This is a genomic window from Xanthobacter sp. (genome assembly GCF_041911315.1).
GTDB lineage: Bacteria > Pseudomonadota > Alphaproteobacteria > Rhizobiales > Xanthobacteraceae > Xanthobacter > Xanthobacter aminoxidans.
In genome coordinates this window covers 47294-62411 of the sequence record NZ_JAYRPE010000082.1, presented here as the reverse complement: position 1 = coordinate 62411, position 15118 = coordinate 47294, and the positions used below count along the sequence as shown (strand labels likewise).

12 protein-coding genes, 1 tRNA gene and 1 pseudogene are annotated in these 15118 nt (G+C 69.7%); 7 read left to right on the top strand and 7 right to left on the bottom strand.

Annotated features, from left to right (window positions below; translation table 11 throughout):
• The 6 genes and pseudogenes from selA to ACE3QW_RS23380 all read left to right on the top strand — a co-directional run.
• Positions 1-1312, top strand: a 1312-nt coding sequence (selA, locus tag ACE3QW_RS23405) for an L-seryl-tRNA(Sec) selenium transferase (protein ID WP_374254360.1), incomplete at its 5' end; no start/stop codon positions are given.
• A 655-nt stretch (positions 1313-1967) separates the two neighbouring features.
• On the top strand, positions 1968-2696 hold the full coding sequence (locus ACE3QW_RS23400; RefSeq protein ID WP_038194391.1) for a tetratricopeptide repeat protein: 729 nt from the start codon (positions 1968-1970) through the stop codon (positions 2694-2696).
• Positions 2697-4565 (top strand): annotated as a pseudogene (gene selB, locus ACE3QW_RS23395) (selenocysteine-specific translation elongation factor); the annotation flags it as partial. It lies immediately after the preceding gene.
• Positions 4566-4655: 90 nt separating this feature from the next.
• Positions 4656-4751, top strand: a tRNA-Sec gene (locus ACE3QW_RS23390).
• An 83-nt stretch (positions 4752-4834) separates the two neighbouring features.
• Positions 4835-5341 (top strand): hypothetical protein, encoded by a 507-nt coding sequence (locus tag ACE3QW_RS23385; protein WP_374254358.1) that lies wholly within the window; start codon positions 4835-4837, stop codon positions 5339-5341.
• Between the two features lie 6 nt (positions 5342-5347).
• Positions 5348-5719, top strand: a complete 372-nt coding sequence (locus ACE3QW_RS23380; RefSeq protein ID WP_374254356.1) for a hypothetical protein — start codon at positions 5348-5350, stop codon at positions 5717-5719.
• Positions 5720-5929: 210 nt separating this feature from the next.
• On the opposite strand, the gene ACE3QW_RS23375 is transcribed toward ACE3QW_RS23380, so the two are convergent.
• From ACE3QW_RS23375 to trxB, 5 genes are all read right to left on the bottom strand, one after another.
• A complete protein-coding gene (locus ACE3QW_RS23375; protein ID WP_374254354.1) occupies positions 5930-6643 on the bottom strand; it encodes a M15 family metallopeptidase in 714 nt (237 codons plus the stop codon).
• Positions 6644-6710: 67 nt separating this feature from the next.
• Positions 6711-7034: a hypothetical protein gene (locus tag ACE3QW_RS23370; RefSeq protein ID WP_374254352.1), complete on the bottom strand. Its 324-nt coding sequence runs from the start codon at positions 7032-7034 to the stop codon at positions 6711-6713.
• A gap of 53 nt (positions 7035-7087) precedes the next feature.
• Positions 7088-7606: a peptidoglycan-binding protein gene (locus tag ACE3QW_RS23365; RefSeq protein ID WP_024277514.1), complete on the bottom strand. Its 519-nt coding sequence runs from the start codon at positions 7604-7606 to the stop codon at positions 7088-7090.
• A gap of 317 nt (positions 7607-7923) precedes the next feature.
• The gene (locus ACE3QW_RS23360) at positions 7924-8814 is read right to left on the bottom strand and encodes a LysR family transcriptional regulator (protein ID WP_024277513.1); all 891 of its coding nucleotides are present in this window, start codon (positions 8812-8814) and stop codon (positions 7924-7926) included.
• 151 nt (positions 8815-8965) lie between these two features.
• On the bottom strand, positions 8966-9928 hold the full coding sequence (trxB, locus tag ACE3QW_RS23355) for a thioredoxin-disulfide reductase (RefSeq protein WP_250167684.1): 963 nt from the start codon (positions 9926-9928) through the stop codon (positions 8966-8968).
• Between the two features lie 292 nt (positions 9929-10220).
• Between trxB and ACE3QW_RS23350 the strand changes: the two genes are divergently transcribed.
• On the top strand, positions 10221-10703 hold the full coding sequence (locus tag ACE3QW_RS23350) for an Lrp/AsnC family transcriptional regulator (protein WP_029557133.1): 483 nt from the start codon (positions 10221-10223) through the stop codon (positions 10701-10703).
• Between the two features lie 205 nt (positions 10704-10908).
• On the opposite strand, the gene greA is transcribed toward ACE3QW_RS23350, so the two are convergent.
• Both greA and carB read right to left on the bottom strand, forming a co-directional pair.
• Positions 10909-11382: a transcription elongation factor GreA gene (gene greA / locus ACE3QW_RS23345; RefSeq protein WP_029557132.1), complete on the bottom strand. Its 474-nt coding sequence runs from the start codon at positions 11380-11382 to the stop codon at positions 10909-10911.
• A 242-nt stretch (positions 11383-11624) separates the two neighbouring features.
• Entirely contained in the window at positions 11625-14999 is a 3375-nt protein-coding gene (carB, locus tag ACE3QW_RS23340; RefSeq protein WP_374254349.1) for a carbamoyl-phosphate synthase large subunit, read from the bottom strand.
• Positions 15000-15118 lie beyond the last annotated feature (119 nt).

Here is a 15118-nt window from a genome sequence, read left to right as displayed (position 1 = left end):
GGCGACGCAGGCGGTGCGCGACGCGCTCGACGAGCGCCGCGCCGCGCTCAAGGCCGGTGCTGGCGCCCCCGCGACGCCCGAAGAGATCGCCGCCGCCGCCCTCGCCCGCCTCGATGCCGCCGCAGCGCCCAGCCTGAAGCCCGTGTTCAACCTCACCGGGACGGTACTGCACACCAATCTCGGCCGCGCCATCTTCGCCGAGGAGGCCATCGAGGCCGCCACAAGCGCCATGCGCAACGCCGTATCGCTGGAATACGACCTCGATGGCGGCCGCCGCGGCGAGCGCGACGACCATGTGCGCGGCCTGATCTGCGAACTGACCGGCGCGGAGGATGCGACGCTGGTCAACAACAACGCCGCCGCCGTCCTCATCGTGCTGAACACCCTGTCGCCGGGAAAGCCGGCGCTGGTCTCGCGCGGCGAGCTGATCGAGATCGGCGGCGCCTTCCGCATGCCGGAGATCATGCGCCGCGCCGGGGCCGAGCTGGCGGAGGTGGGCACCACCAACCGCACCCATCCGCGTGACTATCGCGACGCCATCGCCCCCGAGACCGGGGTGATCCTCAAGGTCCACACCTCCAATTACCGCATCGAGGGCTTCACCGCCGAAGTGCCGCCCCGCGACCTCGCCGAGATCGCCCGCGCCGGCGGCGTGCCTTTGGTCAACGACCTCGGCTCGGGCACGCTGGCCGACCTTTCCCGCTACGGCCTCGTGCATGAGCCGACCGTGCGGGAGGCGCTGGCCGAGGGGGCGGACATCGTGACCTTCTCCGGCGACAAGCTGCTCGGCGGACCGCAGGCCGGCTTCATCGTCGGGCGACGCGACCTCATCGCCCGCATCAACAAGAATCCCATGAAGCGGGCGCTGCGCGTGGACAAGGTGCGCCTCGCCGCCATCGAGGCGACGCTGCGGCTCTACCGCGACCCGGACCGCCTCGCGTCCCGTCTTCCCACACTTCGCTACCTCACTCGCACGCGCGAGGATCTGGCCGCCCAGGCGGCCCGACTGGCGCCGCATCTTCAGCGCATCCTCGGCGAACGCTTCACCGTGGAGGCCGCGCCGTGCCGCAGCCAGATCGGCTCCGGCGCGCTGCCGCTGGAGACGCTGGAGGGCGTCGGCCTCGCCATCCGCGCCCGCGACGGCAGCGGCGGCGCCATCGGCCGGCTGGCCGACGCCATGCGACGGTTGCCGGTTCCGGTCATCGGACGGATTGACGATCAGGCGCTGGTGCTGGATGTGAGATGCCTTGAGGACGAAGCGGCGCTTGTCGCGTCCGTGACCGCTTTGGAGGGGGCACATGAGCTGGCTTGACCGACTGAAGGGCAAGGGTGGGGGACCGGACGACCCGGATACGCCGACCGATGCGCCCCAGGATCGCTCTGTTCAGGATCGCGCACAGCCCCGGCCCCCGCACGTCCATCCGCCCATGCCCCGCCTGCAGCGCGCCACCGAGCGCCGCCCGGTGAGCGAGGCCGAGGTGGATCTCGACGCGCTGCTCGGCGACATCGCCAGCGGCCTTGCCCCCACGCGCCCCGCCGCGCCCGAGGAGCGCCCCGTCGCCCCCGCGCCGCGCCGGCCCCGCCTTGAAGATCGGATGCGGGGGGACAACCCCTTCGCCCCCGTCTCCGAGCCGGAGCCGGTCGCTCACGAGCCGCACGCGCACGAGACGCACCCCCATGTGCCGCCCGCGCGCGAGCCGGAAGCCCCTGCGGTGGAGCTGAATTTCGAGGAGATCGTGTTCGCCCGTGCGCCCAGCACGTCGGACGCGCCAGCCGCCCCCCCCGTCGAGGCCCCCGCGCCCGAACCCGCGCCGCACGTGGCGGCGCCCGAGGTTGCGGTGCCCGATTTCGTCGAGACCTACACCGCCGAGGCAAGCTATGCCGAGGTCTCCTACACCGAGCCCGCCTTCACGGAAGAGGCTGCGCCGGAAGAGCCGGTCGCCGACCCCCGCTCCCCCGAGGAGCTGATGGCCGAGGCGCTGGCGGCGGCCACCGCCGGCCAGTACGAGGCCGCGCTCAACATCTGGGAGCCGCTGGCCCGCGCCGGCAATGCCCGCGCCCAGAACAATATCGGCGCCTGCTTCGTGGACGGCCTCGGCGTCGACCAGGACCTCGACCTCGCCCGCCGCTGGCTGGAACTGGCCGCCGAGGGTGGTGATCCGGTGGGCCGGCGCAACCTTGCGACCCTCTATTTCAAGGGCCAGGGCGTGGCGCAGGACTATGCCCGCGCCGCCGAGCTGTACCGCGCGGCGGCCGAGGATGGCGACGCCCCCGCGCAGGACATGCTGAGCTGGATGCTGCTGGAGGGCGAGGTGATGCCCGCCGACGCCACCGAGGCCCGCCGCTGGGCGCTGGCCGCGGCCGAGCAAGGCGTCGCCTCCTCCATGACGCGCCTCGGCATGATCGCCCACAACGCGCTGGACACGGATCGCGACCCGGTGGAAGCCGCGCGCTGGTGGCGCAAGGGGGCCGAGGCAGGCGACGCGGACGGGCAGGCCATGCTCGGCGCCGCCTACCATCTCGGCGCCGGCGTGCCCCACGACAAGATCGCCGCCTTCGCCTGGCTGCTGCGCGCCCGCGCAGGCCACAGCGCCCTCGCCGACCGCTTTTTCGACGCGGTCAGCGCCACGCTGAGCCCGGAAGAAACCGCCGCCGCCCAACGCCGCGCCGCCATTCCGCTGGGGGAGCTTCCCTAGGTGATCATCGGCACGGCCGGACATATCGACCATGGCAAGACCACGCTGGTGCGTGCGCTGACCGGTGTCGATACCGACCGTCTGAAGGAAGAGAAGGCCCGCGGCATCTCCATCGACCTCGGCTTCGCCTATCTCCCGGTGGGCGAAGACGTGCTGGGGTTCGTGGATGTGCCCGGGCATGAGAAGTTCGTGCACACGATGCTCTCCGGCGCGGGGGGCATCGATTTCGCCCTGCTGGTGGTGGCCGCCGACGATGGCGTGATGCCGCAGACCCGCGAGCATCTCGCCATCCTGGACCTGCTGGGCATCGACAAGGGCGTGGTCGCCCTCACCAAGGCCGACCTTGCCGACGCCGACCGCCTCGCCGCGGTAGAAGCCGAGATCACCGCCCTCCTCGCCCCCACCGGCCTTGCCGGCGTCCCCATCCTGCCCGTGGCGGCGGCGCGGGGCGACGGGGTGGACGCCCTGCGCGACATGCTGGTGGACGCCGCGCAGACCCTGGGCCGGCGGGCGGGCGGCGGGCGCTTCCGCCTCGCCGTGGACCGCTGCTTCACCCTGTCCGGCGCCGGAACGGTGGTGACGGGCACGGTGCTGTCCGGCGCGGTGAAGGTGGGGGACCGGGTGACGGTGAGCCCGTCCGGCCTTTCCGCCCGCGTGCGCTCCATCCGCGCGCAGGACCGGGTCTCCGAGACCGGCGTCGCTGGCGACCGCTGCGGCATCAACCTTGCCGGCGAGGCCATCTCCAAGGATGCCATTTCCCGCGGCGACGTGGTGCTGGACCCGGCCCTGCACGCGCCCGCCGACCATATCGACGCCGAGCTGAAGGTGCTGGCCAGCGAGCCCCGGCCCATCGCCCAGTGGCTGCCGGTGCGCCTGCACCATGCCGCGCGCGAGGTGGGCGCGCGCCTCGTGCTGCTCGGCGATGCCATCCCCCCCGGCGGCACCGGCAAGGTGCAGCTGGTGCTGGAGGCGCCCATCGCGGCGGCGGCGGGCGACCGCTTCGTCATTCGCGACACCTCGGCCCAGCGCACCATCGGCGGCGGCCGCTTCCTCGATCTGCGCGGGCCGCGCCGCAAGCGCCGCACGCCCGAGCGCATCGCCCAGCTCGATGCGCTGGCGCACCGCGACCCGGCCGAGGCTTTGGCCGCGCTCCTCGCCGTGCCGCCGCATTTCGTGGACCTCGACGCTTTCGCCCGCGACCGGGCGCTCTCGACTGAGGAAATGGAAGCGCTGGCCCAGCGGCTCGATCTTGCCCGCCTCGCCGCGGGCGCCACCACGCTGGCGCTGACGCAGGCGACGCTTGCCACCTTCTCGGCCAGCGTGATGGCCGCGCTCGACGCCTTCCATGCGGAGAACCCGGATCTGCCCGGGCTCGGCCGCGAGCGGCTGCGCATGATGCTGGAACCGCGCCTGCCGGCCGCCGCCTTCCTCGCCGCGCTCGCCGCATTGCCCGCCGGCACCATCCGGCAGGAGGGCGCCTGGGTGCGCCGGGCGGATTTCTCGGTGAAGCTCGCCGCCGCCGACGAGGCGCTGTGGGCGCGCATCAGGCCGCTGCTCAGCGGCGAGGAGCGCTTCCGCCCGCCCCGCGTGCGCGACATGGCCGGCCTCCTCGCCGTGCCCGAGCCGGAGGTGCGACGGCTCATGAAGCTGCTCGGCCGCATGGGCCGGGTGGACGAGGTGGCCCACGACCACTTCTTCCTGCGCCCGGTGGTGTCGGAGATGGTGGAGATCATCACTCGCCTCTCCGGCGAGCGGATGAAGGACGAGTTCACCGCCGCCGCTTTCCGCGACGAGGTCGCCAACGGGCGCAAGGTGGCGATCCAGATCCTCGAATTCTTCGACCGCCACGGCCTCACCTTGCGTCGCGGCGATCTGAGGCGCATCAATCCGTTCCGGCTGGACCTATTCGCCGGAGCGGCGGACGATGCGCCGGAGACGACCGCGGCGGCGCCGTCGCGGGGAAGAGAAGCGTCCCTGGTGGGGCGTCCGGACTTCAAATCCGGGAGGGGCCGCGAGCCGGTCCTTGGTGGGTTCGACTCCCACTCTCTTCCGCCAAATCCTCTTGCGCCAAATTCCACTGCGCCAAATCCGAAGCCCCCCGCGCCCGATGCGCGCCCCCGCAGCTACGGGAAGGGACGATGAGCCCCGAGACCGACCTCCCCGCCCCGACCCCCGAAGCCGCGCCCGATCCCGTCGCCGTGGCCCGCATCGAAGCCCGCGCCGCCGTGCTGGCGCGCCTCGACGCCGCGAAGGTCGCGGCCGATGTGGCCGAGACCGCCTATCGCGCCGAGGCCGCCCGCCGCACCGAGGAGTTGGCGCGGGAGCGCGCCCATGCCTGGCGCCGGGCCGATCTGATGCGGTCGCTGGTCGCCGTACTCGACGGCATCGCGGACGCGGAGATGGCGGTTGCCGCCGGGCAGGCGCTGCTGCGCGCGCGGCTCGGCTGGTCCGACGACAGCGAGGCCCGCGCCGAAGTGCTCGCGCGCTTCGCCCCGGTCGCCGTGGCGCTGTTCGAGATGGAGAGCGAGGCGGCGCCGCACACCGCGCTCGCGGCGTTCGAGGAGTGGTACGCCACGACCCGGCAGAGCGCCTTTTGGTACCTGTTCGAGCACTATCTTCCCGACACGCCCCTCGTGGACTTCTGACCTCCCATGGCCACCGATTTCGACGACTGGCTCGCCGCCACCTTCGCCGACCATGGCGGCTTCACCGCGCTGGTGGTGCTGGTGCGCATCGCCGAGCCGGAGGTGAAGCCGCTCGCCTCCACCTTCCTCAACATCATCGGCGACGAGGTGGACTGGGCCGGCATGATCGCCCTGTTCGCGGGCTCCCGGCAGGCGTGGGACGGCGCCGCCTTCTTCGCGCAGGTGGAGGACGCAGGCCCGCTGGAAAACGCCGAGGCACGCGGCCGCCTGCGCGCGCTGGAGCAGCGCATCCGCGAGAACCGGCTGGTGCTGAACGAAGGCGATTTCTTCGACACCCTCGGCCGCCGGCTGAAGGTGGAGGAGATCGCGTCGCACTGAGGGGGGTGGACGCGGCGGCGGTCATGGCCCGCCCTTTGGCGCTCGCCCTGCCGGCCCTCGACGGGTCACGAACCGCCGTCATGGCCGGGCTTGTCCCGGCCATCCACGTGGACCGGCCGGGTATCCGTCGTCGGCCATCATCCCGTCGGCCTGACGTGGATGCCCGGCACAAGGCCGGGCATGACGACCGCTTGACTCGCTCCCCCCGCCCTACTCGATGGGGAAATCGAAATAGGTGTCCGGGAACGGCTCGTCCTTCAGGGTGAAGTGCCACCATTCCTTGTCGAACGGCTTGAAGCCGTTCTGCGCCATGAGGCCCGCGAGCAGCCGGCGGTTGGCGCGCTGGGCGGCGGTGGCGGTGGGGGAATCGGGCCAGGAGCGCGGGCTGAACAGGTCGAAGGGCGTGCCCATGTCGAGGTCGCGCCGCGTCGAGAGATCGAACAGCGTCAGGTCCAGCGTCGAGCCGCGCGAATGGCCGGAGCGGGCGGCGATGTAGCCCTCCGCGAACAGGTCCTTCTTGGCGACATCGGGATAATAGGTGGGCTTGGTCTTCTCGTCCGCGAGGTCGCTGGCCCAGCGGGCGAAATGGGCCACGGCGCGGGCCGGACGGTAGCAATCGAAGATGCGCAGGCCGAGGCCCTTCTTCTTCGCCTCCGCCGCCACCTTCGCCAGCGCCTCGGCGGCCGGGCGCGTGAGGAAGCAGCGGGCGGCGCCATAGCCATCCACCCGCGTGCCGACGAAATTGTCGGTGGAGAAATAGCGCACGTCGAACACCGCGTCCGGCACCACGCCCGCCACGTCCACGAACAGGTCCGGCCGGTCGGTCCGCGCATCCGCCGCGAGCGGCAGGCCGGCAATGGTGAGGGTGAGTGTGAGGGCTTGGGCGGCGGGCTTCACCAGTCGATCCATCAGGGCTCTGAGCATGTCGCGTTCGCGTCGGGTGGTGAGGCCCAAGCATAGGCCCCGCCGCGGACACCCGCCAGAGCGGGCCTCACGCCATGCGCGCGGGCGGCTCCGGCAGATCGACGGGATCGCGCAGCGGCGGCGGCTCCGGGTCGGGATCGCGGCGCGGCTCGCGGGAGGGATCGCCCTCGGGAAGCGGGGGCAGGTCCGGGCCGGGCTCGGGAAAATCCGGCGGGTCCTCCACCGGGTCCGGCGGCAGGATGGGCGGCTCCGGCGGACGGCCGGGCTCGGTCGGGGGGAACGGGCCGCCCGCGAGGGCGGCCAAGCCTGAAGAAGAGGACCGGCCGCCCATGGGGGTGGCCGTATGGGGTTCAACGCCGGAGCGCATCGGGTGGAAAGGGGCAAGGTTCATCCCGGGCCAACGCCCGGGACCTGCCCCTGTTCCCCGCGCGGCTTCTCCGCAGATCAGGAGAAGAAGGAGGTGATGGTCTGCCAGATGCTCTTCTTCGGCGCGGCAGTGGCGCCGGCCTCGGCGGGCTTGGCATCGATGGAAATGGTGCCCGGCGCGGTCTGGGACTTGGCCACCGCCTCCGGCGAGAACACGCCGGCGAAGGCCGGGAGCTTGGCGAGGGTGTCGGGGCCGGCCATGCCGTCCGCGTCCAGCCCGTTCTTTTCCTGGAACTCCTTCACCGCCTTGGCGGTGGCGGGGCCGAAGGCGCCGTCGGCGGGAATGCCCAGCGCCGTCTGCAGCTTCTTCACCGCCTCGCCCTTGGTGCCCACCGTGAGCAGCACCAGCTCCGGCAGGCCGAGCGCCGTGAAGGTGTCCGGGCCGGCGATGCCGTCCGCCGAAAGGCCGTGCTGGGTCTGGTAGGCCTTAAGGGCCGCCTCGGTGCCGGGGCCGAACTGGCCGTCCGCAGTCACCCCGAGCTTGGCCTGAAGGATCTTCACCGGCTCGCCCGCGAGCCCACGCTTGAGAAGTGCCATGACACACCCCGGTCCAGTTGCCCCGGCCTTGACGCCGGCAACCGACATTGGGGGAAAAGAGCCGCTGCGGCACCCTCAAAAATGAACCGCCCAAAAGAAAAATGCCGGGTCCTGGAGGGGACCCGGCAAGTATCGCTGCAGAGCAGCGAACCTTCCAGAGGGGAACAGCTGATGCACCGCACAAGGTGCAATCAGCGCAAGGGAAAGATGCTCCCTGAATAGGCAGAATGCAATGTATACTGACCGCATATCAGGCATGTGCCCAGCGCTTGGCTAGGCAATGTCCGCCCTACCATGGCACCATCGAACGTCATAAATCAGTAATTCCAGCGCTGCGCCTTGGAAATCAGGAAGTCGCGGAAGACCTGAATCCGGGCCACCGAGCGCATTTCCTGAGCATATGTGAAGTATGCCTCCAGCTTGGGCGTTTCGCGATCGGTGAAGAGCTGCACCAGCGAGGTCGAATCGTCCGAGAGATAATCCGGCAGGGTGCCGATGCCCACGCCCCGCTCCACCGCCCGCTTGAGGCCGAGCACGTTGTTGACCTCAAAGGCGGGAATGCGCGGGGTGGAGCCGTCGCGGCCGGCATGCTCCAGCCAGTTCAGCCCCTGGAAATAGGAGGGGATCGGCCCGCCGAGCAGCAGGATACGGTGCTTGTCCAGCTCATCCAGCGTGCGCGGATGGCCGTGGCGCTTGAGATAGTCGGCCGAGGCATAGGCATGGAAATGCACGGTGAAGAGCTTGCGCTGCACCAGATCCGGCTGCACCGGCTGGCGCATGCGGATGGCGACATCCGCCTCGCGCATGGCAAGGTCCAGCTCCTCGTCGGTGAGGATGAGCTGGATGCGGATGTCCGGGAACAGCTCCACGAACTCGCCCACCCGCGCGGTGAGCCAGTGGGTGCCGAGGCCCATGGTGGTGGTGACGCGCAGGTCGCCGTTGGGCTTCTCGCGGCTGTCGGTGAGCTGGGCGCGCGCCGATTCCAGCTTGAGGAACACCTCATGGGCGGTGCGGTAGAGCAGTTCGCCCTGCTCGGTGAGGATGAGGCCGCGGGCGTGGCGGTGGAACAGCGGAACCTTCAGTTCCGCCTCCAGCGCCGAGACCTGCCGGCTCACCGCCGACTGGGAGAGCCCCAGCGTCTCGCCGGCATGGGTAAAGGAGCCCGCCTCCGCGGCGACGTGGAAGACCTTCAGCTTGTCCCAATCCATCCGGCCCGAGCCCCTTGAGCATCACCGGCGTCCGGCCGGCGAGGTGGTGCTGTTTTTCGCTTGTCTCGGGAGAAGCCGCGGGCTCCCCAGCCCCGCGGCCTTCCTTGAACCCATTTAGATCCTTGCCGGGCGGCTGCCGCGCCCGGGTGATCTACTCCGCCGCCTGCGCCACGCTGTGGTGGGCGAGGAACCGCTCCGCCTCCAGCGCCGCCATGCAGCCCCGCCCGGCGGCCGTGACCGCCTGACGATAGACATCATCGGCCACATCGCCGGCCGCGAACACGCCCGGCACCGACGTTGCCGTCGAATCCGGCGCAGTCCACACGTATCCGCTCTCTTTGAGCTTCAACTGGTCTTTGACCAGCTCTGTGGCAGGCGCATGACCGATGGCGATGAATATGCCGTCAGCGGGCAGCTCGGTGAGGGCTCCAGTCCGAACGTCGCGCAGGCGCGCGCCGGTGACCTTGGAGATGTCGCCGCTCTCGCCCACCACGTCGGCGACCTCGGAGTGCCACACCACGCTCACCTTGGGATTGGCGAACAGGCGATCCTGCAGGATGCGCTCGGCGCGGAAGGCGTCGCGGCGGTGCACCAGCGTGACCTTGGAGGCGAAATTGGTGAGGAACAGCGCCTCCTCCACCGCCGTGTTGCCGCCGCCCACCACCACGACTTCCTTGCCGCGATAGAAGAAGCCGTCGCAGGTGGCGCAGGCCGAGACGCCGAAGCCGCGGAACGCCGCCTCCGATTCGAGGCCGAGCCAGCGCGCCTGGGCGCCGGTGGCGAGGATCACCACGTCGGCGAGCCACGTGTCGCCCGATTCGGTTTCCAGGCGGAACGGCCGCTTGGACAGATCGAGCGTGTTCACGTGGTCGGCGATGATCTTCGTGCCCACATGCTCGGCCTGGGCGCGCATCTGCTCCATCAGCCATGGGCCCTGGATGGGATCGGCGAAGCCGGGATAATTCTCCACATCCGTGGTGATGGTGAGCTGGCCGCCGGGCTGGATGCCCTCGAACAGGACCGGCTCCAGCATTGCGCGGGCCGCATAGATGGCCGCGGTATAGCCGGCCGGACCCGACCCGATGATGACGACCTTGGCGCTGTGGGTGGTCATGACGTCCTCGAAAACCAGAAGCTCGAAAGGCTGGAAACCGCGACAAGAGAAGGAACGGGCCGTGTGGCAGGCCGCCCGATGGCCGCAGCGTGAGCTATGCCCGAATGTAGGGGCTCCCTCCCCCGCCCACAAGGCGGCAGCTTCTGTCCCTTCGCAGCGCAACCGACGCAATATTATTTCGTTGCGTTGCCGCATACGGAGACTAAGGTGCGCGGACGTAATGCCCCTGTCCGCCGCGCCGGCGGCGGCGCCTCAACCCTGCCCCCAAGCCTTGCCCCCAAGGAGCCGTGCCTTGACCGTTCGCCTCGATGCTGTCGACTGGAAAATCCTCGACGAGCTGCAGCGGGACGGTCGCATGACCAATGTGGAATTATCCCGGCGCGTCGGCATCTCCGCCCCACCCTGCCTCAGGCGCGTGCGCGCGCTGGAGGAGGAAGGCATCATCGAGGGCTATCGCGCGCTGCTGGACGAGAAGCGGCTCGGCTACGACCTCATGGCCTTCGCCATGGTGCATCTCATCAGCCAGGCGGAAGTCGACCTTGATGCCTTCCAGGAGCGCATCGCCGGCTGGCCGCTGGTGCGCAGCGCCTGGATGCTCTCGGGCGACGTGGATTTCCTGATGCTGTGCGTGGCGCCGGACCTGCGCACCTTCCAGACCTTCGTTCTGGACATCACCGCCGCGCCCAACGTGCGCAACGTGAAGACGGCCCTCACCCTCAAGCAGTCCAAGGACGCGCCGATCGTGCCGCTGGAAGCCGGATTGCCGAAGGCGTGAGGAATCTCCGCCGCTCCCCGGACAAGCTCCACCGCAGGTGGAGCGCCGATCCGGGGTCCAGGGGAAAGGTCGGCGAAGCCGGCAATTGCCCCCAGGCCGCGGTATAAAGCCGCCTTCGGCGACATGTTGCGCTGGGCCACGGCTCTCCTTCCGCTCCGCTCCAGTCGTCCGAGGCACGAGGGCGGCGCGAAACTCCCGAACCCGATCAGGCCCAGCGCACGTCCGCGATCTCGAACGAGCGGGCGCCCTTGGGGGTGACGACCTCCACGGAGGCGCCCTTCTTCTTGCCGATGAGCGCGCGGGCCACCGGCGAGGAGATGGAGATGCGGCCGGCCTTGGCGTCGGCTTCGCTGTCGCCGACGATCTGCCAGACCTTCTCTTCCTCGGTGTCCTCGTCCACCAGCGTCACCGTGGCGCCGAACTTGACGATGTCGCCGGAGAGTTTCGAGACGTCGATCACCTCGGCGCGGGAGATCTTGTCCTCCAGCTCGGCGATGCGGCCCTCGTTCAGCGACTGCTGCTCCTTGGCGGCATGATATTCCGCGTTCTCGGACAGGTCGCCATGGGCGCGCGCCTCCGAGATGGCATTGATGATGCGCGGACGCTCCACCTGCTGACGCTGCTTCAACTCTTGCTCGAGGGCGACAAAGCCGCCCGCCGTCATCGGAATCTTCTCCATGGGTCCTTGTCAGACCTCCTGAAACGGTTCGGTGCGCCGGAGCCCCACCTCAGGTGGTGCCGGCGCCGAAAAGAAAGCCGCCCCGCGGTGCCTTTCGGCGCCCCGGCTGCGGCGACTGTCCCGGTTCGGGCGCTCTGCGGCCCCCGGGCGATGCACCCGCCCCGCGCCTTGAGACGCCGGACGGCCGCGACGACTGCGCGCCGGCTCCCGCAGCCAGCGCGTTCTGGTGTTCCCTTTCGGGATCAGGCGACGGAGGCTTCGCCCCGCGGGCTGACGGGAGCGCTATCGCCCCCGGCACCGAAATAACCCTGCAGCGGACGCACCGTCAGGTCGCCGCCCACATAGGCCTTGATCCCCTGCGCCGCAGCGATGGCTCCGGACAGCGTGGTGTAATACGGCACTTTCTGCAAGAGGGCGGCGCGGCGCAGCGAACGGCTGTCCGCAAGGGCCTGCGCGCCCTCGGTGGTGTTGAACACCAGCTGGACCCCGCCATTCTTGATGGCATCCACGATGTGGGGGCGGCCCTCCAGCACCTTGTTGATCTTCGCCGCCGACACGCCGTGCTCCTCCAGGAAGCGCTGAGTGCCTGACGTGGCGATGATCTTGAAGCCGAGGTCCACCAGCATCTTCATGGTGGGCAGGATGCGGATCTTGTCCCCATCCTTCAGCGAGACGAACACCGTGCCGGACTGCGGCACCTTGGTGCCGCCGCCCAGCTGGCTCTTGGCGAAGGCGACGCCGAAATCGGTGTCGAGGCCCATCACCTCGCCGGTGGAGCGCATCTCCGGGCCGAGCACCGTGTCCACGCCGGGGAAGCGGGCGAAGGGGAACACCGCCTCCTTCACCGCGATGTGGCCGAGCTTGGGCTGCACGAGGTTGAAGCTCGCCAGCTTCTCGCCGGCCATCACCCGCGCCGCGATCTTGGCGATGGGCAGGCCGATGACCTTGGCGACGAAGGGCACCGTGCGCGAGGCGCGTGGGTTCACTTCGAGCACGTAGATCTCGTCGCCCTTGATGGCGTACTGCACGTTCATCAGGCCGCCGACGCCCAGCGCCAGCGCCATGGCGGCGGTCTGCTTCTCCAGCGCCGCGAGGGTATCGGGCGAGAGCGAATAGGGCGGCAGCGTGCAGGCGCTGTCACCCGAATGGATGCCCGCCTCCTCGATGTGCTCCATGATGCCGGCGATGAACACGTCCTTGCCGTCACAAAGAGCGTCGACATCCACCTCGATGGCGTCGGAGAGGTAGCGGTCGAACAGCAGCGGGTTCTTGCCGAGGACGGTGTTGATCTGGCCCGTCTTGTCGTTGGGATAGCGCGCCTTGATCTCCTGCGGCACGAGGCCCGGCAGGGTCTCCAGCAGGTAGTCGCCCAGCTCGCGCTCCTCGCGGATGATCTGCATGGCCCGGCCGCCCAGCACGTAGGAGGGGCGCACCACCATGGGATAGCCCAGCTCCGCCGCGACGAGGCGGGCCTGCTCCACGCTGTAGGAGATGCCGTTGGCCGGCTGGCGGATCTTGAGCCGGTCGAGCAGCGTCTTGAACCGGTCGCGGTCCTCGGCGAGGTCGATGGCGTCGGGCGAGGTGCCGAGGATCGGCACGTCCGCATCCTCCAGCGCCTTGGCGAGCTTCAGCGGCGTCTGGCCGCCGAACTGCACGATGACGCCCTTCAGCGTGCCGCGGGTCTTCTCGCGGGCGATCAGCTCCAGCACGTCCTCGGCGGTCAGCGGCTCGAAATAGAGCCGGTCCGAGGTGTCGTAGTCGGTGGAGACCGTCTCCGGGTTGCAGTTGACCATGATGGCTTCATAGCCGGCGTCCTTCAAGGCGAAGGCAGCATGGCAGCAGCAATAGTCGAACTCGATGCCCTGGCCGATGCGGTTGGGACCGCCGCCGAGGATGATGACCTTCTCGCGCTCCGAGGGCTGCGCCTCGTCGGCGAGGGTCCCGGCGAAGGGCGTCTCGTAGGTCGAGTACATGTAGGCGGTGGGCGAGGCGAACTCGGCCGCGCAGGTGTCGATGCGCTTGTAGGCGGGGCGCACGTCCAGCGCATGGCGCCGCGCGCGCACCTCGCCCTCGTGGAGGCCGGCGAGAGCGGCGAGGCGGGCGTCGGAGAAGCCCATGGCCTTGAGGCGGCGGAACTGGCCGGCCGTCTCCGGCAGGCCGAGCCGGCGCACCTTCTGCTCCATCTCCACGATGCCGCGGATCTCCGCGAGGAACCATGGATCGATCTTGCAGGCGGCGTGGATCTGCTCGTCGGAGAGGCCGAGGCGCATGGCCTGCGCCACATAGAGCAGGCGGTCGGGCGTGGGCGTGCCCAGCGCCGCGCGCACGGCGTTCTTGTCGTCGCCCTGGCCGAGGCCCTCGATCTCGATGTCGTCGAGGCCGGACAGGCCGGTCTCCAGCGAGCGCAGCGCCTTCTGGAGCGATTCCTGGAAGGTGCGGCCGATGGCCATGGCCTCGCCCACCGACTTCATGGCGGTGGTCAGCGTCGGCTCGGCGCCGGGGAACTTCTCGAAGGCGAAGCGCGGGATCTTCGTGACCACGTAATCGATGGTGGGCTCGAAGGAGGCCGGGGTGGCGCCGCCGGTGATGTCGTTCTCGATCTCGTCGAGCGTGTAGCCCACCGCGAGGCGCGCGGCGACCTTGGCGATGGGGAAGCCCGTGGCCTTCGACGCCAGCGCCGAGGAGCGCGACACGCGCGGGTTCATCTCGATGACGATGAGGCGGCCGTCCTCGGGGTTCACCGCGAACTGCACGTTGGAGCCGCCGGTCTCCACGCCGATCTCGCGCAGCACCGCAAGCGATGCGTCGCGCATGATCTGGTATTCCTTGTCGGTGAGCGTCAGCGCCGGCGCCACCGTGATGGAATCGCCGGTGTGGACGCCCATCGGGTCGATGGTCTCGATGGAGCAAATGATGATGCAGTTGTCCGCCTTGTCGCGGACAACCTCCATCTCATACTCCTTCCAGCCCAGCACGCTCTCCTCGACCAGCACCTCGTTGGTGGGGGAGGCATCGATGCCGCGCTCGATGATCTCGATGAACTCGGCCTTGTTGTAGGCGATGCCGCCGCCGGTGCCGCCCATGGTGAAGGACGGGCGGATGATGGCGGGCAGGCCCACCTCGTCCAGCGCCTCGAGCGCCTGGGGCAGGGTCTTGATCTGGCGGGACTTGGGCGTCGAGAGGCCGATCTTGGTCATGGCCTCGCGGAACAGCTCGCGGTCCTCGGCCTTGTCGATGGCCTCGGCGGTGGCGCCGATCATCTCGACGTCATACTTTTCGAGCGTGCCCATCTTCTTGAGCGACAGCGCGCAGTTGAGCGCGGTCTGGCCGCCCATGGTGGGCAGCAGCGCGAAGCCCTTGGAGCGGTCGCCGCGCTCCTTCTCGATGATCTTGGTGACGATCTCGGCGGTGATGGGCTCGATATAGGTCGCGTCCGCCATGTCCGGGTCGGTCATGATGGTCGCGGGATTCGAGTTCACGAGGACGACCCGGTATCCCTCCTCCTTGAGCGCCTTGACCGCCTGCGTTCCGGAATAGTCGAATTCGCAGGCCTGCCCGATCACGATGGGACCGGCGCCGATGATGAGGATGGTTTCGATATCGGTGCGTTTCGGCATATCCGTCTTTGAGCTCTCGACCGCCGCCACCCGCGCCGCTGAGCCGGCGAAGACAACGGGATCCGTTTCCATCAGGAGCCGCCCCGTCGCAGCGCCCGCCCCTTCCTAGCGCCCGCCGG